A 19,353-nucleotide genomic window follows, 5' to 3' on the forward strand; every position below is an offset into this window, starting at 1 on the left:
TGCCGGTTTACAGGGCCGTCTGGGTAAGCTGCCTCCCGCAATCGCGTAGGAAATATCCCAGACACCTCAACACTATAAAACCGAGAGCAGCGTGCCGCCCAGGAACAGCTGGTCCAGCCAGAACACTTGGTGCAGCAACACAATCACCCAGAATAGCACCTGATACGACACCTTGCGCGTCTTGTGGCGAAACACCTGCTGGGCAATCAGCGCCCCCGGCCAACCGCCCGCCAGCTCCACGGCATGCAGGATATTTTCGCGCACGCGCGGGCCTTCGGCTTGGGCCTTGCGTTTGTCGCCCCAGTACAGGAAAAACGCCACCACGCTGACCACGCCATAGGCGGCCAGCGGGATCAGCGTCTCGCCGCGATGCCACAACAGTGCCGCGCCAGTCAGCGGCGCGGCGCATAGCAAAACAAAGATGAACGCCTTCAAGCGCGGGTGTTGAATGCTCATGGCTTGACCGCCGTCCAGTCGATCCAGCCAAACTGCCAGGTCGCCAGGATCACCAGGCCAAACGCAATCCGATACCAGGCAAACGCCGCGTAACTGTGGCTGGCGATGAACTTGAGCAACGCCTTGACCGCAATCATCGCGAAGATGAACGAGGTGACAAAGCCGATAGCAAACACCGGCACGTCATCGGGCTGGAACAGGTGACGGTACTTGTAGCCCGAATACACGGCAGCGCCGACCATGGTCGGCATGGCCAGGAAGAACGAGAACTCGGTGGCGGTCTTGCGCGACAGGCCGAACAACAGGCCGCCGATAATGGTCGCGCCGGAGCGCGAAGTGCCTGGAATCATTGCCAGGCACTGGGCCACACCGACCTTGAGCGCGTCTTTCCAGGTGATCTCATCCACCGTTTCAGCGTGCACTGCATGTTGGCGGCGCTCGGCCCACAGCATGATCACCCCGCCCACCACCAGCGCGGTGGCCACCGTGATCGGGTTAAACAGGTAATGCTTGATCAGGTCGGCAAAAATCACCCCCAACACCACCGCCGGCAGCACTGCGATAATCAGGTTGACGGTAAAGCGCTGGGCGTTGCGCTGGGTCGGCAAGCCGATCACCACGTCGAGGATCTTGCGCCGAAACTCCCAGACCACCGCGAGGATCGCGCCCAGTTGAATAATGATGTTGAACGCTTCAAAGCGTTCTCCGCCGAAGCCGATCAAGTCGGCGACGATAATCTGGTGCCCGGTGCTGGAGATCGGCAGGAACTCGGTCAGCCCCTCCACCACGCCAAGAATCAATGCCTGTATGGCGGTCCAAAAATCCATGTATCCCCCAAAGGTCATGCGCTGCGGCATGCCTTGTCTGTCTTTTTAATGTTCACTGACCACGTGCAATCGTGATGCGCTGCGGATTTTCACCAGCCGTGCGCAAAAATTTCGTGAAAAATCAGGGAGTACTCAGGTTTTTCGATTACAGGCCGAAAGCCTATCAGACAAGCTGGAATTGTCGATGCAGCACACAATTATAAAAAGCACGGAGTGACAGGACGATGAACAGTTTGCGCAGCATGTCGATCAGCCGCCGTCTTTGGCTGATCCTGATAGTCGCCGTGTTGATGCTGCTAACCTTGGGGCTGTTGATGCTAAAGCAGATCCATGGCGACCTCTACCAGGCCAAACGCCAGCAGACCCAGCACGTGGTGCAAACCGCCAGCGGCGTGCTGGCTTACTACCAGAACCTTGAAAAAACCGGCGTTCTCACCCGCGAGGCCGCGCAACAGCAAGCCCTCAGCGCAGTCCGTGGCTTGCGCTACGACCACGATGATTACTTCTGGATCAACGACCTGACGCCCGTGATGATCATGCACGCGGCCAACCCCAAGCTCGACGGCCAGAACCTCTCGGCCATCCGCGACCCGGACGGTTTTGCGGTGTTCAATGAATTTGTGCTCCTGGCCAAGGCCAAGGGCGCCGGCATCGTCAACTATCGCTGGCCCAAACCGGGCGCCGACGCGCCGGTGGAGAAGACCTCGTATATCCAACTGTTCGAGCCGTGGGGCTGGATTATCGGCTCGGGCGTGTACGTGGACGATGTGCAGGCCGAATTCACCGGCCAGGTGTGGAAAGCCTCGTTGATCGGCCTGGGCATTGCGCTGCTGATGGCGCTGTTGGTGATCCTGATCGCGCGCAGCATTGTGCATCCATTGCAGGCGGCAGTGAATGCCATGGGCAATATTGCCAGCGGCGAAAGCGACCTGACCCGCACCCTCGACACCCACGGGCGCGACGAGGTCACTCAATTGTCGCAGCACTTCAATAGCTTTACCGCCAAGCTGCGCCAGGTGGTCGGCCAGTTACAGGAGTGTGCCAACGCGCTGGGCCAATCTTCCACGGAACTGGGCACCAATGCCAGCCAGGCCCACGACCGTAGCCAGCAACAATCCCAGCAGATGGAGCTGGTGGCTACCGCGATCAACGAAGTGACCTATGGCGTGCAGGACGTGGCAAAAAATGCCGAGCATGCCGCCAGCGAAATGCGCGACGCCCAGGCCCAGGCGCAGCAGGGCCAGGTGAATATCGACGGCAGCCTGCAACAGATCGACCAGCTCTCCAGCACCATCAGCCAGGCCGTGGAGGTGATCCGCACGCTGTCCAGTGAAAGCACACAGATTGGTGGTGTGCTGGAAGTGATCCGTTCGATTGCCGACCAGACCAACTTGTTGGCCCTCAACGCCGCCATCGAGGCGGCGCGTGCCGGTGAACAGGGTCGCGGGTTTGCCGTGGTCGCCGATGAAGTGCGGCTGTTGGCCCAGCGCACGCAGAAATCCACCGCCGAAATCCAGGTGATGATTGAGCGCCTGCAAGGGCATTCGGAAGCGGCGGTCAAAGTGATCAGCGACAGCCACAGTGCCTCGCAACTGACCATTGAACAAGCTGGCCAGGCAGGTGCGAGCCTCACCGCCATTGGCCAGGCGTTGCGCAACCTCAATGGGCTGAATGCCTCGATCGCCAGCGCGACCTTGCAACAGGCGCACGTGGTGGAGGATATCAACCAGAACGTCACCCAGGCGGCGGGTTTGTCCCACAGCACGGCGCTGGCGGCGGAGCAGTCCAGTGTGGCGAGCGCGCATTTGCGTGGGTTGAGTGAGCAGCTTGGAGGGTTGTTGCGCCAGTTCAAGATCTAGCACTCATGCTCGTTCCCACGCTCCGCGTGGGAACGCCGCCACGGACGCTCTGCGTCCAGGCCTGACGCGGAGCGTCTGGGGATGCATTCCCACGCAGAGCGTGGGAACGAGCATTCCTCCGTCCCACCATCTTGGTTACAATCACCGCCCTCACCCACTCTCCCAAGGAACCGCCATGTCCGGGCTTGAATTGTTCGCCGCCGCCCTGGGGGTGATCGCTGTCTGGCTGACGGTCAAGCAAAACCCCTGGTGCTGGCCCATCGGCCTGGTGATGGTGCTGCTCTACACCTGGGTGTTCTTCGACGTAAAACTCTATTCCGACATGCTCCTGCAAGTGGTCTACGCCGCCCTGCAACTCTACGGCTGGTGGCAGTGGACCCGCGCCGGTGAGGTCGCGCAGGGTCGCCAGGTCACCAGCCTGGGCTGGTCCGCGATCATGGTCAGCCTCACCGTCGGTGCCGTGTTCAGTGGCCTGCTCGGCGCCGCCATGGCCCACTGGACCGATGCCGCGCAACCCTGGCTCGACGCCGCACTCACCGGTTTCAGCCTGGTGGCGCAAATGTGGATGGCGCAAAAACGCGTGCAATGCTGGCCGCTGTGGATCGCCGTGGACGTGATCTTCGTCGGCCTGTTCCTCTACAAAGGCCTCTACCTTACCGCCGCGCTGTATGCACTGTTCACCGCGATCGCCGTACAAGGCTGGCGTGAATGGCGCGCCGACCCGGCGTTGCACGCATGAAAGTGGTGGTACTGGCCGGCCCCGAATCCAGCGGCAAAAGCTGGCTGGCCGCGCAACTGCACGCCCGTTTCGGTGGGTTGATGGTGGGTGAATACGTGCGCTACTTCATCGACCATTACCAGCGCGACACTACCCTGGCGGACATCCCGGCCATCGCCCGTGGCCAACTGGCCTGGGAAGACGCTGCGCGCGCCGAGCAGCCTCGCCTGCTGATCCTCGACACCCACCTGCTGACCAACAAACTCTGGAGCCAGACCCTGTTCGGTGATTACCCGGCGTGGCTGGATGATGAGTTGCTGGCCCGCCATTACGACCTGCACCTGTTGCTGTCCCCCGAGGACGTGGAATGGAGCGCCGACGGCCAGCGCTGCCAGCCGGAACTGGCGGATCGCCGGGTGTTTTTCCAGGGCAGCCTGGACTGGATCGAACAGCATCAGCAACCCGCCCTGGTGATTCGTGGCGACTGGGAAGCACGCCGCGCCATAGCCTTTGAGGCGGTCGAGCAACTGCTTGCCCAGCCGTGCCAGGCACCACCTGTATAAATACCTCCCGCCTCAGTAACCGAGCGACAATCCGGTATTGCGGCGTGGGTCGTTAGCCCCGTAGAAACGGTTGTTGCCCACCGGCTTGCCGCCCAGCGAAGGCGCGCCCACCAGGATCGCCGCCAAGTGGTTGGCATCCTGGGGGCCGGCAAACTTGTGGCCCCAGCTTTCCAGAATCTTCTGGGTGTCAGGGCTTACCGCGAAGGTTTCCAGGTTGGTGGTTTCAGGCATCCACTGCTGGTGGAAGCGTGGCGCGTCCACGGCTTCCTGGATGTTCATCTTGTAGTCGATGACATTGAGGATGGTCAGCAAGGTCGCGGTGATGATCCGGCTGCCGCCCGGCGTACCGACCACCATCACCGCCTTGCCATCCTTGGTGACGATGGTCGGGCTCATCGACGACAGCGGCGCCTTGCCCGGTGCGATGGCGTTGGCTTCGCCCTGCACCAGCCCGTACATGTTCGGCACACCGACCTTGACGGTGAAGTCGTCCATTTCATCGTTGAGGATCACCCCGGTCTTGCTCGCCATCACGCCGGCACCGAACCAGTCGTTGAGGGTGTAGGTCACGGACACCGCGTTACCCCACTTGTCGACGATCGAATAGTGCGTGGTGTTGTTGCCTTCATGGGGCGACACACCCGGCTTGATCGCCTGGGAATCACCCGCCTTCTGCGGCTCAATGGCGGCACGCAGCTTGGCGGCGTAGTCCTTGTCCAACAGGTGCGCGATAGGGTTCTTGACGAAATCCGGGTCACCCAGGTAGCTGTTACGGTCCACGTAAGCGTGACGCATCGCTTCGATCTGGTAGTGCAGGCCTTGGGCCGAGTGATAGCCGAGGTCGGCCATCGGGTAACCTTCGAGGATGTTCATGATCTGGCAGATCACCACACCGCCGGAGCTTGGCGGCGGTGCCGAGACCACGTGGTAGCCACGGTAATCGCACTCGATGGGCGCCAGTTCGCGGGTCTTGTATTTGTCGAGGTCGGCCTGGGTGATGATGCCCTTGCCGGCCTGGCTGGAATCCACCAGCGCCTTGGCCACCCAGCCTTTATAAAAGCCGTCGGTGCCCTTGGCGGAGATTTCCTTGAGGGTCTTGGCCAGGTCTTTCTGCACCAGTTTCTGGCCGACCTGCATCGGTTGGCCGTTGTGCAGGAAGATCCCGCGCAGGTCTTTGTCTTTTTCGAACTCGCCGGTGGCGGTGTGCAGCAGGTCGATATCGCCCTGCTCCAGTTCAAAGCCGTTTTCGGCCAGTTTGATCGCCGGCGCAATCACCTGGGCGCGCTTGAGGGTGCCGTATTTGTTCAGCGCGGTTTCCATGCCGGACACGGTGCCGGGTACGCCGACGGCCAAGTGGCCCTTGGCGCTGAGGCCGTCGATCACCTTGCCGTCTTTGTCCAGGTACATGTCGGCAGTGGCCGCCAGCGGGGCTTTTTCACGGAAGTCCAGGAAAGTCTTGCGCCCATCTGCCAGCTGCACGGTCATAAAGCCGCCGCCACCGAGGTTGCCCGCTGCCGGGTACACCACGGCCAGCGCATAGCCCACGGCAACCGCCGCATCCACCGCGTTGCCGCCGGCCTTGAGTACATCCACGCCAACATGAGTGGCCAAATGCTGGGCGGTCACCACCATGCCGTTTTCACCGGCCACCGGGGCCTGTGAGGCGGCTTGCACGCCGTTGACCGTCAACACCAGCGCAGTGGCAATCAGGGTACGGCTGAAGGGTTGGTATTTCATCCATGGCTACTCTATTTATTGAGGTGCACCAAAATAGCCCGACTAGGATCCAATCCCCAGCGCAATGGCGTTTTTATTACAGAACTTGTCGGTCATAGAACGGGCACGAAAAAGCCCATGCTATATTTCGCGCCCAGACTGGCGGCAAGGCGCTTTGTGATGGCGATCAAGAAGACCGGAATTCGAGCGCAACAGGCCGACCAGACACGTGCGCGTATCTTGCAGGCGGCAGTCAAGGTGTTCACTCGCGACGGCTATTCCGGTGGGCGCGTCGACACTATTTCCAAGGCCGCCGACTCCAACGACCGCATGCTTTATTACTATTTCGGCAGCAAGGAACACCTGTTCGTCTGTGTGCTGGAACATGTCTATGAACAGTTCAATAAAGCCGAAAGCAAACTCAAGCTGGACCTGGGAGACCCCGTGCAAGCCTTGCGTGAACGGGTGGCATTTATCTGGAGCTACTACGTCAAGCACCCCGAGTTCGTGGCGATCCTGAGCATCGAGAATCTGCACCAGGGCAAGCATGCCCAGCAGTCCGGCGAAATGCGCAGGCTGTCGGGCGAAGCGGTTGGCGTGTTGCGCCCGATCATCGAAGCCGGCCAGGCCCAAGGTGTGTTTCGCCAGGACCTCGACCTCAAGCACGTGTATTTGATGATTGCCTCGCTCTGCTACTTCTACAACTCCAACCGCCACACGCTCAGTTCGTTCCTGGGTGAAGACTTGGGGGATAAGGAGCATCAGCAGGATTGGCTGGGGTTTATCAGTGACTTGGTGCTGCGTGGTGTAACGCCGATTCCACTGTAGCAACCGGCTCATCCTGTGGGAGCTGGCTTGCCTGCGATGGCCATAGGTATCTACACAACTTTTGAAGGCAGCCAATTTCTCCTGTGGCGAGCAGGCTTGTCGAATCGTCGCACCGCCTGCGTTGGGCTGCGAAGCAGCCCCAAACCCAGTCGCTGAGTTCTTTCAGGAAAATTGCAGTGCCTTTACTGGGGCCGCTTCGCAGCCCAACGCAGGGCAAGCCTGCTCGCCACAACAGCCCACTTACAACAGACTTCGTGTTAACCGGTTGTGTAGATGCCTACGCTGCGATGGCGGTCTTTTGGTGTACATATCCGTCACCGCAGCAACGGATATACACCCATAGCCCCTCTCAAAAGCACCACCGAAACAAATAAAACAATCCCATGCTCAACAGCACCGTAATCAACACGCTACGCGTCCAAAACATCAAGGCCACCGCGCAGACTCCCGCCAGCAAGTAAGGATTCGTCGGGCTCAAATTCAGCGTGTGATCAGCGAGAAAAATAATCGGCCCGCAGATCGCCGTCAGCATGCCCGGCACCGCAAACCCCAGGAACTCCCGCGCCCCCCGATTAAGCCGTACCGGCAGGCGCGGCTCGATAAACAGGTATCGGTTAAGGAAAACCACCAGCCCCATGGCCACAATCATGATGTAGATCACTTCTGCCCTACCCCCAGCCGCTTGCAGGCAAACCCCGCACTCATGCCCAACACCCCGGACACCACCACCGCCGACTCCCAGTGCAAAAAGCTCAACCACACCGAAAACAGCAACGACACCGCCACGCACACAACCGTCGGCACATCACGCACCACGGGTGTGATCAACGCGATAAAGGTGGCGGCAATCGAAAACTCCAACCCCAACTGGTCAAGCCCGGGAATGCTTTTGCCAAGCACGATGCCAGCCAGGGTGAAGAGGTTCCAGGCGATGTAGAACGTCAGGCCCACCCCCAGCGCATACCAGCGATTGAACGTCTCGCGGTCATAGTGGTTGACCAGCGCGAAGAACTCATCGGTCAGCAGAAAGCCCAGGCTCATGCGCCAGCGGGCGTTGAGTGACGAGAGTGTCGGGCGCATGTGCATGCCGTAGAGCAAATGTTGGGAAGTCAGCAGCAACGTGGTCAGCACGATCGAGATCAGGCTGGCGCCGCTCTTGACCATGCCGATGGCCACCAGCTGCGCGGCACCGGCAAACACGATGGCGGACAAGCCCTGGGCCTGCAGCGGGGTAAACTGCGCATCAATGGCCATGGAGCCGGCGAGCAGCCCCCACGGCGCACAGGCCAGGGATAACGGGATAACGGCGATAGCGCCGCGGGCGAAGGCGTAATGCGGTAAGGCAGTGGGCATGGAGACGGCTCATCGACAGACAGTCGACAAGCATGCCAGCGTTTAAAGCGGGTTGTCTTGAACGATCTTGCTCACTCAGGCGAGCTTGACCGATACCTGCTCCACCGAGTCGCGCGCCTCACGCAATTCATGGGCGTCCTGATTGAGCCGGTGAATGGTGTTGAGCAGGCGTTGGCGCAGCACTTCATCGCCGAGCTTTTCGACGGCGCGCATCAGGTCAAACGCCGCGGTTTCGTTATTGTCCGCGACGGAATCGAGGGTCTTGCGCAGGTTGCGAGTGGCACGGGTCACGCGGGTTCATCCTTCATCAGCAATGGGCAGGCACTTTAGGACATTCGTGTTTCATTTTAATTTCAGTCACTTGTGGTGGATTGAGCGGGGTTTGATCCACATCAATCGAATTCAGGAATTGACCTACATATATGTATATTCGTATATTCGGATAACCATATACAAAGAAGACCCTGATCATGTCGGCCCCCTTCTCACCGCCCACCCTGTTCAAATGCCTGGCTGACGCGACTCGCGCCCGCTTGACGTTATTGATCCTGCGCGAAGGCGAACTTTGCGTGTGCGAACTGATCCATGCTCTGGACGACAGCCAGCCAAAGATCTCCCGGCACCTGGCGCAACTGCGCAGTTGCGGGCTGCTGCTGGATCGTCGTCAGGGCCAATGGATCTACTACCGCATCAACCCGGCACTGCCCGCCTGGGTCACGCAAGTGCTGGACACTACCTTGCAAGCCAACCAACCCTGGTTGCACCACGACGCGCAGCGTCTTGATGCCATGGGTGACCGACCACAACGGGCCAGCACCTGCTGCTGAGCCATCGGAGCGTTTATTCATGCTTGTCGCAATTGGCATTTTTATCTTCACCATCGTTCTGGTCATCTGGCAGCCCAAAGGCCTTGGGGTCGGCTGGAGTGCAAGCATGGGCGCCATTCTGGCCCTGGCCTGCGGGGTGATCAGCCTGGCGGATATTCCGGTGGTGTGGCACATCATCTGGAACGCCACCGGCACCTTCGTTGCGCTGATCATCATCAGCCTGTTGCTCGACGAGGCCGGCTTCTTTGCCTGGACCGCTCTGCACGTGGCGCGCTGGGGCCGTGGGCGTGGCCGGCGGCTGTTTGCCTATATGGTGTTGCTGGGCGCGCTGGTCTCGGCGCTGTTTGCCAACGACGGCGCCGCGTTGATCCTCACGCCCATCGTCATGTCGATGCTGCTGGCCTTGCGCTTTTCCCCGGCGGCCACCCTGGCGTTTGTCATGGGCGCTGGGTTTATCGCGGATACCGCGAGCTTGCCGCTGGTGGTGTCGAACCTGGTGAATATCGTCTCGGCGGATTACTTCAAGATCGGCTTCAACGAGTACGCAGCAGTAATGGTGCCGGTGAACTTCGTCAGTGTCGCCGCCACCCTTGCGGTACTGCTGTGGTTCTTTCGCCGCGATATTCCCCAGGCCTACGACCCGGCCGACCTGGAAGACCCCGCCAGCGCCATCCATGATCGTGCGACCTTCCGCGCGGGCTGGTGGGTGCTGGGTATCTTGCTGGTGGGTTGTTTCGCGCTAGAGCCGCTGGGCATTCCCATCAGTGCAATTTCCGCCGTGTGCGCCGTATTGCTGCTGGTGATCGCCGCCAAGGGCCACAAGATCTCTACGCGCAAAGTATTGAAAGAAGCGCCGTGGCAGATCGTGATCTTTTCCCTGGGCATGTACCTGGTGGTCTACGGCCTGCGTAACGCCGGCCTGACCACCTACCTCGCGACCTGGCTCGACACTTTTGCCACCTACGGCGTGTGGGGCGCGGCCATGGGCACCGGCGTGCTGACGGCGCTGTTGTCGTCGGCGATGAACAACCTGCCGACGGTGCTGATCGGCGCGCTGTCGATCGAGTCCAGCCATGCCGTGGGCGTGGTCAAGGACGCGATGATCTACGCCAACGTGATCGGCAGCGACCTGGGCCCCAAAATCACCCCGATCGGCAGCCTGGCCACCTTGCTGTGGCTGCATATCCTGGCGCGCAAAGGCATCACCATCACTTGGGGTTATTACTTCAAGGTCGGCATCGTGCTGACCTTGCCGGTGCTGTTGATCACCCTCGCCGCCCTCGCCTTGCGCCTGAGTCTCTGAAGGAAATACCGCTATGAAAGTCCTGTTCATGTGTACCGCCAACAGCTGCCGCAGCATCTTGTCCGAGGCGATGTTCAACCACCTGGCGCCGGCAGGTTTCGAGGCGATCAGCTCCGGCAGTTTCCCCAAGGGCCAGGTACTGCCGCGCAGCCTGAGCACGTTGCAGGCAGCGGGCATCAGTACCGAAGGCTTGTACAGCAAGGGCAATGAGGCCTTTGAGGGCAGCCCGCCGGATGTGGTGATTACCGTGTGCGATAAAGCTGCGGGTGAAGCCTGCCCGGTGTATTTCGGGCCGGCGGTGAAGGCGCACTGGGGGTTGGAAGACCCGTCGGATGTTCAGGGTGACGAGGCCCGTGTAGACGCCGCCTTCAAGGCCACGCTCAGCACCATCGAAAGGCGTTGCAAGGCGTTCCTGGCCTTGCCCTTCGCCCAACTCAGCGCTGCCGAGTTGAAGGCAGAACTGGCCCGCATCGCAGCGCTTTAACCGGAGAATATAATGACCACCCTGCCCAACCTCAACAGCACCCTCGCAGGCCCGCTGCCTGTCGGGCCAGGCCACCCGCCGCGCATCCTGCTGCTTTACGGCTCCACACGCCCGCGCTCATTCAGCCGCTTGCTGGTGGAAGAAGCCGCGCGGCTGTTGCGCCACTTCGGAGCCGACACGCGAATTTTCAACCCTTCGGGCCTGCCGTTGCCCGACGATGCGCCCATCGATCACCCTAAAGTCCAGGAGCTGCTGGACCTGATGCAATGGTCCGAAGGCCAGGTGTGGTGCTCGCCCGAGCGCCACGGTTCGATGTCGGCAGTGTTCAAGGCCCAGCTCGATTGGGTGCCGCTGGCCCTCGGCGCCGTTCGCCCGACCCAGGGCAAAACGCTGGCGGTGATGCAGGTGTCCGGCGGCTCGCAATCGTTCAACACCGTCAACCAACTGCGCGTGCTGGGGCGCTGGATGCGCATGTTCACGATCCCCAACCAATCCTCGGTGCCCAAGGCGTTCATGGAGTTCGATGACCAGGACCGCATGAAACCATCGGCGCTTTACGATCGCGTGGTGGATGTGATGGAAGAGTTGGTGAAGTTCACCGTTTTGCTGCGTGATCGCCCGGAGCTGGTGGACCGCTATTCAGAGCGTAAGGAAAGCGCCGATGAGCTGTCGCAGCGTGTCAACCAACGGTCGATTTGAGCGGCCCTGCTGGCGTATGCTCGTGCCAACCGCATCCTGAGCTGAATCATGAGCACTCTGCACCACGCCTGGCTGGGCAACTACGAAGTCAGCAGCACCGACTGCACCGGCCTGACCTTTGCCCGCCATAGCCACGATGAATGCGTGATCGGCGTCAACCTGGTCGGTGAGGAAAAGGTCTGGCTCGACCGCCGCGAATTCAAAGCCGGGCCGGGCAGCATTACGCTGTACAACCCCGGTCAGATCCAGGGCGGTGGCGCGGCGCAAGGCGCGCCCTGGCAGTTTGTCAGCCTGTATGCCACAGCCGATCAATTGGCCGCTGACCTTGGTTTGGCGCAGCTGGAGTTCGATCGTTCGATGTGCTTTCAGCCTGATCTGGCGCAGCGCCTGGCTGCGGCGGTGAAAGGTGCCTTGAGTACCGATGCATTGGTCCGCGATCTCAATGAGGAAGCCTTGGTGTTGCTACTGGGTGAGGTGGTCGGCGTCAGTGGTGTGCGTGTACCCGGCAGCACAGCAACGGGCAAAAGCATGATCAGCCGCGCCCAGGAATTGCTCGCTGCGCACTTGCATCAAGTGTTGCCCCTGGACCACCTCGGCGATGAACTGGGATTGTCCAAATTTCACCTGCTGCGCGCCTTCCAGAAGGAAACCGGGCTCAGCCCGCGGCAATGGGCGATGCAACTGCGCACCCGCCGCGCCAAAGGCTTGTTGCGCAATGGCATAGCGGCCAGCGAAGTCGCCCATGACCTGGGCTTTGCTGACCAAAGCCACCTCAACCGGCATTTTCGCGCCGCCTATGGCATCACGCCCGGCCGCTATCAAAGCGTGTTGTTTAAACGCTGAAGCGCAATCTGGTTCAAGACGCCTGCCCCACCTGCCGCCACACTGCCCGCCCTCTCTTGAAGGAACGCGGGCATGTTGACGATCTTCTTTTACGCGCTAGCATTCGGTTTTGTGTTTTGCCTCTCGCCCGGCGCCGTGCTGGCAGAGACGCTGCGCCGGGGCCTGCTGCACGGTTTTACCCCGGCCTTGCTGGTGCAGATCGGCTCGCTGGTAGGCGATGCGGTGTGGGCAGTGATCGGCCTTACCGGCATCGCCCTGCTGATCCAGCATGACGCGGTGCGTGTGCCGCTCACGGTGGTCTGCGCGCTGTACCTGGCCTGGCTGGGTATCCGCAGCTTGATTGATGCCTGGCGCTTGCCCGAGGCGAGCGACGCGCCCGCCAGCTCCGGGAAAAATGCGCTGGCGGTGGGCGCGGCGATTTCACTGGCTAACCCGAAAAACATCGTCTATTGGGGCGCGCTGGGCAGCGCCTTGTCCGGCATCGTCGGGGCTGCGCCCAGCCATGGGCAAACGCTGATGTTTTTTGCAGGCTTTATGCTGGCCTCGGTGTTGTCCTGCTTTCTGATTGCAGCGTTGGTCAACCTGCTGCGCAAGAACGCCTCAGCGTTATGGCAACGCATCAGTTATGGCGCCTGTGGTGTGGTATTGATTTATCTGGCAGTTCTAGCCGCGCAAGGCATATGAAGTTATATAAGGTGAAACTTGTCTGCGCCTCTTATCTGAATGAACTCTGAACACAGGGTAATTTAACTCATCCTGCGTTGACATTTTGCAACCAGCTAAGTAGATTGCCCCTGCCCACAACTGGGGCCTTTTTTAAACCTCACAAAAGAAGCCAATGGACACAGTATCTAGTCGCTGTCCGAGCACCGTTCACGCGGGCATCGGGCGCCAAACCCAGAATATGACAGGACTCGCCTTCCAGGTCCGGTAAGCTGCGCTAGAGCTTGATGCTCCACCGTAACTGCCTCACCGGTCGCCCGTCCGGTCCCGAGGTGTGTTATGACCTTTCAACTGATTGTTTTGCCTGACATTCGCACGCTAGCCGCAGCCCTGCGCGCCAAGCTGTGCCGCGAGCCCGCTGGCTTTTCACCTACCCGCTCGGCCTTTGCTGCACCCTCTCCCCTAGCCAGTAAAGATCAGCTGCGCCCAGCTCCCCCGCTGGCGCACTGGCGTGTCTGCCCTGCCAGCGGCCAATTGCTGCAGCACTGGGACCACGCCGACCCTCAAGACCCGCAGAGACCTCAGGTTTCCACCCTGGCTCAAGCCAGCCTGTTGCTCGGTTTTTACCTGAGCAATCGCGCCGCTTAAACCAGCTGGGAACAGCAACTTCCTGATAATTATTCTGGAGTTCGTTATGAACACATCCAGTAGTAGCCCGCTGCGCGCCAGTTAACTAACGCGCACTTGGCGGGCGCTGTAGAAGTTATGTGAACACCCTATTTAAACCGATCGCGAAGTCCGCGGCTCGGCATGCTTTCGCTCGCCTGTATTCAGGTAAGTACCGGGTATGTTTTGTCGAGAATTGGCGACAGGAGTACAGATAATGAGCGCCGTAAAAAACACGCCTCTGCACAAAAAGAATGGCACCGACACCGACACCAAACTGTCGATGCGTGCCGCCCGTGAAGCCCAGAACGGCCTGTCGGCCACCCTCGCCAATGTGCGTGCCACCCAGGACGGCCTGACCGAACTGGACGCCTCGGCACGTCTGCAACGCGAAGGCTACAACGAAGTGGCCCACGACAAGCCGCCTCACGCCATCGTCCAGTTCCTGCAGGCACTGAACAACCCGTTTATCTATGTACTGCTGACGCTCGCCGGGATCAGCTTTGTCACTGACTACTGGTTACCATTGCAGGCCGGTGAAGAAGTGGATTTGACCAAGGTCATCATCATCATGACCATGGTGCTGCTCAGCAGCCTGCTGCGTTTCTGGCAGGAGCACCGCTCGGCCAAATCCGCCGAAGCCCTCAAAGCCATGGTGCGCACCACCGCCACCGTATTGCGCCGCGAGCAAGTCGGCAGCCAGCCGATCCTGCGCGAAGTGCCGATGCGCGACCTGGTCGCCGGTGACATCGTGCAGCTGTCTGCCGGCGACATGATTCCGGCCGATATCCGCCTGATCGAATCCCGCGACCTGTTTATCAGCCAGGCCGTGCTGACCGGCGAAGCCTTGCCGGTAGAGAAGTACGACACCCTGGGCGATGTCACGCAAAAATCCGCCTCTACACTGGCGGCCGACCAAGGCAACCTGCTGGACCTGCCGAACATCTGCTTCATGGGCACCAACGTGGTCAGCGGCCGCGCCAAGGCCGTGGTGGTCGCTACCGGGCCGCGCACTTACTTCGGCTCCCTGGCCAAGGCAATTGTCGGCTCCCGCGTGCAAACCGCCTTCGACCGTGGGGTGAACAGCGTCAGCTGGCTGTTGATCCGCTTCATGCTGGTGATGGTGCCGATCGTGTTCTTCCTCAATGGCTTCTCCAAGGGTGACTGGGGCGATGCGTTCCTGTTTGCCCTGGCGGTGGCCGTGGGCCTGACCCCGGAAATGCTGCCGATGATCGTCAGCGCCAACCTGGCCAAGGGGGCTACCGCCATGGCCAAGCGCAAAGTGGTGGTCAAGCGCCTCAATGCGATCCAGAACTTCGGTTCGATGGACGTGTTGTGCACCGACAAGACCGGCACGCTGACCCAGGACAAGATCATCCTCGAGCATCACGTCAACGCCTTCGGCCAGCGTGATGACGCGGTGCTGTCCCTGGCCTGGCTCAACAGCTTCCACCAGAGCGGCATGAAGAACCTGATGGACCAGGCCGTGGTGCAGTTCTCGGAGCAGAACCCCAAGTTCCAGTTGCCACTGGCCTACAGCAAGGTCGATGAACTGCCGTTCGACTTCGTACGCCGTCGCTTGTCGATTGTGGTACGCGACACGGCCGGCGACCAGTTGCTGGTGTGCAAGGGCGCCGTGGAAGAGATGTTGAGCATCTCCACGCACATGCTTGAAGGTGGCACCGCCGTGCCGCTGGATGATCAACGTCGTGAAGAACTGTTGGCATTGGCCAACGACTACAACGAAGACGGCTTCCGCGTCTTGGTGGTGGCGACGCGCAATATCCCTAAATCCATGGCGCGCCAGCAGTACACCACGGCCGATGAGCGCAACCTGGTGATCCAGGGTTTCCTGACCTTCCTTGATCCACCCAAGGAAACCGCAGGCCCGGCGATTGCCGCACTGCAACAAATCGGCGTAGCCGTAAAGGTACTGACCGGCGACAACGCCGTGGTCACCAGCAAGATCTGCCGCCAGGTCGGCCTCGAACCCGGCCAGCCGCTGCTGGGTGTGGAAATCGAAGCGATGGACGACGCCACCCTGCTGCGCCGCGTCGAAGAACGCACAGTGTTTGCCAAGCTCACGCCACTGCAGAAGTCCCGCGTACTCAAAGCCTTGCAAGCCAACGGCCACACCGTGGGCTTCCTCGGCGACGGCATCAACGATGCCCCGGCGCTGCGTGATGCCGACGTGGGTATCTCGGTGGACAGCGGCACCGATATCGCCAAGGAATCGGCCGATATCATCCTGCTGGAAAAGAGCCTGATGGTGCTCGAAGAAGGCGTGCTCAAGGGCCGCGAAACCTTCGGCAACATCATGAAGTACCTGAACATGACCGCCAGCTCCAACTTCGGCAACGTGTTCTCGGTGCTGGTGGCCAGTGCGTTTATCCCGTTCATGCCGATGCTGGCGATTCACCTGCTGCTGCAAAACCTGATGTACGACATCTCCCAGCTGGCCTTGCCGTGGGACAAGATGGACAAGGAATACCTGGCCAAACCGCGCAAGTGGGATGCGAAAAACATCGGCCGCTTCATGATCTGGATCGGGCCGACCTCGTCGATCTTCGACATCACCACCTTTGCGCTGATGTGGTACGTGTTCAGCGCCAACAGCGTAGAAATGCAGACGCTGTTCCAGTCCGGCTGGTTTATCGAGGGCCTGCTCTCGCAAACCCTGGTGGTGCATATGTTGCGCACCCGCAAGATCCCGTTCTTCCAGAGCACGGCTGCCTGGCCGGTGTTGATGATGACCACTATCGTCATCTGCCTGGGGATCTACGTGCCGTTCTCGCCGCTGGGCACCCTGGTCGGCCTGGAGCCGCTGCCGCTGGCGTACTTCCCATGGCTGGTCGGTACCCTGCTCGCCTACTGCTGCGTGGCCCAACTGATGAAAACGATCTACATCCGCCGCTTCAAGCAGTGGTACTGATCACCCCCGCCGTTTAAACGGTGGCGGTCGCCCGATCGCCACCGTGCATCACAAGGACCCTGACTATGCGCATCCTGATCTGTGCAGGTCGTCATTACGCCGACACCAAAAAGACCCGCCAAGTGCTGGACGCCTACCACCGCTTGCGCCCGGTGCAGGTATTGATACACGGCGGCAACCAGTTCCTGGGCAGCGACATCGAGGAATGGGCGCGGGAAATGAGCATCGACGTGGTGCGCTACCCGCCCAATTGGCAACGCCACGGCAAGCAGGCGGAACGCCAGCGCAACCATTTCATGCTCGCCGACAGCCGCCCCGACGTGATCATCGCCCTGCCGGGTGGTGACGACACCTCGGAGCTGGTCTGCCAGGCCAAAGCCAGCGGCATTTCGGTGCTGACCGTAGAAAGCTGAATTCAAGAGAGGTGCATCATGCACAAAAAACACAGCCCTGACCGTCACGACGGGTTTGCCAAATATCGCGCGCGCCATTATCGCGGCGCTCGCCACACCCTGCTGTTGCTGCCACCGGCCAAGCGCCGCGCGCTGCAACGTAACCTGATCTTTATCGGCACCACACTGGGCCTTATTTTACTGATCGCGCTGTTTTCAAAAGCCCAGGCGGCCGGCGGTTCCTATGTGGTCGACGACGGCGGGATCAACGATCCGGGCGAGTGCAGCGTCGACGCCTGGTACACCGCCAACCGGCATCAAGGCAACATTCATAACCAGACGCTTAACCCGGCGTGTACCTTCAGCGCGCTACCTGCCGTGGAATGGAGTGCAGCACTGTCGCGCGCCAGCAATGCGGGGGATGCCGAGACGCAAATCAGCCCGCAGGTAAAGGCCCAAGTGTGGTCGCAGGAGGCGTTGGGGCTGCAAATCGCGGTGTCTGCCACCAGCCACTTTGCCCTGGACCGCCAGCATGCATTCGACGGCGCGGACTTTAATGTACCGTTGACCTGGCAACCGGTGCAGGCATTGCGCCTGAGCCTCAATGGCGGCTGGACCCATGCCTACAACGGCGGTGAACAAAACCACCGCCTGACGTGGGGCGCAGGCTTTGAGTACCAGTTGGCAGACGCGCTCACGCTGATCGGGGAGCGCTACGGCCAGGAAGGCGGCGACCAGGCTTGGCAGGCCGGGCCGCGGTTCCATGTGGGCAAACTGGTGGATGTGGATGTGGTGGTCGGGCAGAGCCTCACCGGTGATCACAACCAATGGTTGACCACCGGCGCGACCGTGCGTTTTTAAGGTTTTTTAGCTTGCTGCTCCAGGTGTAGTTGCAACTCTGGTTCGAGTCGCAACTGCGCCGCCAGTTCGTCTAGATAGCTGCGCTCCTTCGGCGCCTGGTCATTAACCAGCATCACGCTGGCCAGGTAGACCTCGGCCGCCATCGCCCCGTCACCGGCATATTCGGCAAAATCGGCGGCGTTCAGCGGCTTGGCGACTTCTTCGTCGAGCCACTGCTGCAATTGAGGGTCGTCGGTATGGCGGCCTATCTCGGCTGAGATCATTTGCTTCTCGTTGTCATCGATACTGCCGTCGGCCTTCGCTGCCGCAATCAGAGCGCGTAACACCGCATGGCTATGAGCTTCAGCTTCCGGACCATCAAGCTGGTCAACCGTCTGGATGGCTCGCTGCGGTGCGCTGGCCTGCTGGCGTTGCCAGGCCTGGTACGCCTGGAAAGCCGCCATGCCCAAGGAGGCCAATGCTGCGTAGTTCATCCCACCGGAGCGCGTTTGGGGGGTGCCACCTGCAGGTGCACCGCCCAACAATCCGCCCAGGCCACCTAATAAACCACCCAGCCCACCGCCTGCCGAAGCGTTGGTGCCGCTGGCGGAGCTGTTCAACAGGCCGCCCAGCAAACCACCCAGGCCGCCGAGCCCACCGCCCTGCGCACCGCCTGAGCCGCCGCCTTGCTGGCTGGCACGCAGCAGTTGTTCCAGTAAATTGCCGGTATTCATGGTGTCACTCTCCCGCAGCGTAATATTGGCGTTCAACAACCATAGCCCGCCTGCGCAGGAACACCAAGACCGCCGAGCGGGCACGCCTTATGATGGCCTCACCACGTTGAAGGAGAAACCTTGTGAACCGTCTTGAGCACATAGTGTTGATGGCTGACTACAACCAGTGGATGAACCGCAAAGTCTATGCCGCCGCCAGCCAGCTTACCGACGCAGAGCTGACCACGGACCGGCAGGCGTTCTTCGGCTCGATCCTCGGCACACTCAATCACCTGACGCTGGGGGACACGGTGTGGCTCAAGCGATTTGCCGAGCATCCGACAGGCTTTGCCCGGCTGGCGCCATTAACGTCGATTGCCACGCCCTCTGACTTGAAGCAACTGGCTTTCGCCAACCTGCGCGAGCTGGCGGCCCGCCGCACCTGGCTGGACCAACTGATCATCGACTGGGCCAACAGCCTGCGCGAGCCCGATCTGGACCAGCGCCTGCAGTACCACAACATGCGCGGCGTGGCGAACCACAAGCCGTTCTTCGCGCTGCTGGTGCATTTTTTCAACCACCAGACCCACCACCGAGGCCAGGCAACCACGTTGCTGACCCAGGCGGGCGTGGACGTCGGTGATACCGACTTGCTGGCCCTGATTGATTGA

22 protein-coding genes are annotated in these 19,353 nt (G+C 60.7%); 15 read left to right on the top strand and 7 right to left on the bottom strand.

Annotation, left to right across the window (positions count from 1 at the left end; all coding sequences use genetic code 11):
- Positions 1–72: 72 nt before the first annotated feature.
- Both HU759_RS15665 and HU759_RS15670 read right to left on the bottom strand, forming a co-directional pair.
- Positions 73–456, bottom strand: coding sequence for a DUF1294 domain-containing protein (locus HU759_RS15665; protein ID WP_017138822.1), 384 nt, complete (start codon positions 454–456; stop codon positions 73–75).
- Positions 453–1,283, bottom strand: coding sequence for an undecaprenyl-diphosphate phosphatase (locus HU759_RS15670; protein WP_169986132.1), 831 nt, complete (start codon positions 1,281–1,283; stop codon positions 453–455). The genes HU759_RS15665 and HU759_RS15670 overlap by 4 nt, the downstream gene beginning before the upstream one ends.
- A gap of 224 nt (positions 1,284–1,507) precedes the next feature.
- On the opposite strand from HU759_RS15670, the gene HU759_RS15675 reads away from it, so the two are divergent.
- The 3 genes from HU759_RS15675 to HU759_RS15685 all read left to right on the top strand — a co-directional run bounded on the left by HU759_RS15675 (position 1,508) and on the right by HU759_RS15685 (position 4,423).
- Positions 1,508–3,142 carry a methyl-accepting chemotaxis protein gene (locus tag HU759_RS15675; RefSeq protein ID WP_099549726.1) on the top strand — a complete coding sequence of 545 codons (1,635 nt, stop codon included), beginning with the start codon at positions 1,508–1,510 and terminating at the stop codon, positions 3,140–3,142.
- A 175-nt stretch (positions 3,143–3,317) separates the two neighbouring features.
- Positions 3,318–3,881 (top strand): nicotinamide riboside transporter PnuC, encoded by a 564-nt coding sequence (gene pnuC / locus HU759_RS15680; RefSeq protein WP_017138825.1) that lies wholly within the window; start codon positions 3,318–3,320, stop codon positions 3,879–3,881.
- Positions 3,878–4,423 (top strand): AAA family ATPase, encoded by a 546-nt coding sequence (locus HU759_RS15685; RefSeq protein ID WP_186616981.1) that lies wholly within the window; start codon positions 3,878–3,880, stop codon positions 4,421–4,423. The genes pnuC and HU759_RS15685 overlap by 4 nt, the downstream gene beginning before the upstream one ends.
- 12 nt (positions 4,424–4,435) lie before the next feature.
- On the opposite strand, the gene ggt is transcribed toward HU759_RS15685, so the two are convergent.
- The gene (gene ggt, locus HU759_RS15690) at positions 4,436–6,160 is read right to left on the bottom strand and encodes a gamma-glutamyltransferase (RefSeq protein ID WP_170037464.1); all 1,725 of its coding nucleotides are present in this window, start codon (positions 6,158–6,160) and stop codon (positions 4,436–4,438) included.
- Between the two features lie 159 nt (positions 6,161–6,319).
- On the opposite strand from ggt, the gene HU759_RS15695 reads away from it, so the two are divergent.
- Positions 6,320–6,967: a TetR/AcrR family transcriptional regulator gene (locus tag HU759_RS15695; RefSeq protein ID WP_170037467.1), complete on the top strand. Its 648-nt coding sequence runs from the start codon at positions 6,320–6,322 to the stop codon at positions 6,965–6,967.
- 349 nt (positions 6,968–7,316) lie between these two features.
- On the opposite strand, the gene HU759_RS15700 is transcribed toward HU759_RS15695, so the two are convergent.
- The 3 genes from HU759_RS15700 to HU759_RS15710 all read right to left on the bottom strand — a co-directional run bounded on the left by HU759_RS15700 (position 7,317) and on the right by HU759_RS15710 (position 8,611).
- Positions 7,317–7,628, bottom strand: a complete 312-nt coding sequence (locus tag HU759_RS15700; protein ID WP_017138829.1) for an AzlD domain-containing protein — start codon at positions 7,626–7,628, stop codon at positions 7,317–7,319.
- Complete coding sequence (locus tag HU759_RS15705) at positions 7,625–8,320, bottom strand: AzlC family ABC transporter permease (protein WP_017138830.1); 696 nt, start codon at positions 8,318–8,320, stop codon at positions 7,625–7,627. Before HU759_RS15705 ends, HU759_RS15700 begins: the two co-directional genes overlap by 4 nt.
- Before the next feature lie 75 nt (positions 8,321–8,395).
- On the bottom strand, positions 8,396–8,611 hold the full coding sequence (locus HU759_RS15710) for a hypothetical protein (protein WP_017138831.1): 216 nt from the start codon (positions 8,609–8,611) through the stop codon (positions 8,396–8,398).
- 179 nt (positions 8,612–8,790) lie between these two features.
- On the opposite strand from HU759_RS15710, the gene HU759_RS15715 reads away from it, so the two are divergent.
- The 10 genes from HU759_RS15715 to HU759_RS15760 all read left to right on the top strand — a co-directional run bounded on the left by HU759_RS15715 (position 8,791) and on the right by HU759_RS15760 (position 17,990).
- Entirely contained in the window at positions 8,791–9,147 is a 357-nt protein-coding gene (locus HU759_RS15715) for a metalloregulator ArsR/SmtB family transcription factor (protein WP_138454111.1), read from the top strand.
- Positions 9,148–9,166: 19 nt separating this feature from the next.
- The gene (locus HU759_RS15720; RefSeq protein ID WP_170037470.1) at positions 9,167–10,450 is read left to right on the top strand and encodes an arsenic transporter; all 1,284 of its coding nucleotides are present in this window, start codon (positions 9,167–9,169) and stop codon (positions 10,448–10,450) included.
- Positions 10,451–10,463: 13 nt separating this feature from the next.
- A complete protein-coding gene (locus HU759_RS15725) occupies positions 10,464–10,934 on the top strand; it encodes an arsenate reductase ArsC (RefSeq protein ID WP_170037474.1) in 471 nt (156 codons plus the stop codon).
- A 12-nt stretch (positions 10,935–10,946) separates the two neighbouring features.
- A complete protein-coding gene (arsH, locus tag HU759_RS15730; RefSeq protein ID WP_170037494.1) occupies positions 10,947–11,633 on the top strand; it encodes an arsenical resistance protein ArsH in 687 nt (228 codons plus the stop codon).
- A 48-nt stretch (positions 11,634–11,681) separates the two neighbouring features.
- A complete protein-coding gene (locus HU759_RS15735) occupies positions 11,682–12,476 on the top strand; it encodes an AraC family transcriptional regulator (RefSeq protein ID WP_170037497.1) in 795 nt (264 codons plus the stop codon).
- 72 nt (positions 12,477–12,548) lie between these two features.
- Positions 12,549–13,160, top strand: coding sequence for a LysE family transporter (locus HU759_RS15740; protein ID WP_170037500.1), 612 nt, complete (start codon positions 12,549–12,551; stop codon positions 13,158–13,160).
- Positions 13,161–13,478: 318 nt separating this feature from the next.
- Positions 13,479–13,787 (top strand): hypothetical protein, encoded by a 309-nt coding sequence (locus HU759_RS15745; RefSeq protein WP_099549718.1) that lies wholly within the window; start codon positions 13,479–13,481, stop codon positions 13,785–13,787.
- 235 nt (positions 13,788–14,022) lie between these two features.
- Positions 14,023–16,737, top strand: coding sequence for a magnesium-translocating P-type ATPase (mgtA, locus tag HU759_RS15750; RefSeq protein WP_170037503.1), 2,715 nt, complete (start codon positions 14,023–14,025; stop codon positions 16,735–16,737).
- Between the two features lie 65 nt (positions 16,738–16,802).
- Complete coding sequence (locus HU759_RS15755) at positions 16,803–17,150, top strand: DUF2493 domain-containing protein (protein ID WP_026013827.1); 348 nt, start codon at positions 16,803–16,805, stop codon at positions 17,148–17,150.
- An 18-nt stretch (positions 17,151–17,168) separates the two neighbouring features.
- Positions 17,169–17,990 (top strand): hypothetical protein, encoded by an 822-nt coding sequence (locus tag HU759_RS15760; RefSeq protein ID WP_170037506.1) that lies wholly within the window; start codon positions 17,169–17,171, stop codon positions 17,988–17,990.
- Here HU759_RS15760 and HU759_RS15765 read toward each other — a convergent pair.
- Positions 17,987–18,703, bottom strand: a complete 717-nt coding sequence (locus HU759_RS15765) for a tellurite resistance TerB family protein (RefSeq protein ID WP_186616864.1) — start codon at positions 18,701–18,703, stop codon at positions 17,987–17,989. The genes HU759_RS15760 and HU759_RS15765 overlap by 4 nt on opposite strands.
- Before the next feature lie 122 nt (positions 18,704–18,825).
- On the opposite strand from HU759_RS15765, the gene HU759_RS15770 reads away from it, so the two are divergent.
- A complete protein-coding gene (locus HU759_RS15770) occupies positions 18,826–19,353 on the top strand; it encodes a DinB family protein (RefSeq protein ID WP_170037512.1) in 528 nt (175 codons plus the stop codon).

Origin of the sequence: Pseudomonas sp. OE 28.3, assembly GCF_014268205.2 — a bacterium.
Lineage (GTDB): Bacteria > Pseudomonadota > Gammaproteobacteria > Pseudomonadales > Pseudomonadaceae > Aquipseudomonas > Aquipseudomonas edaphica.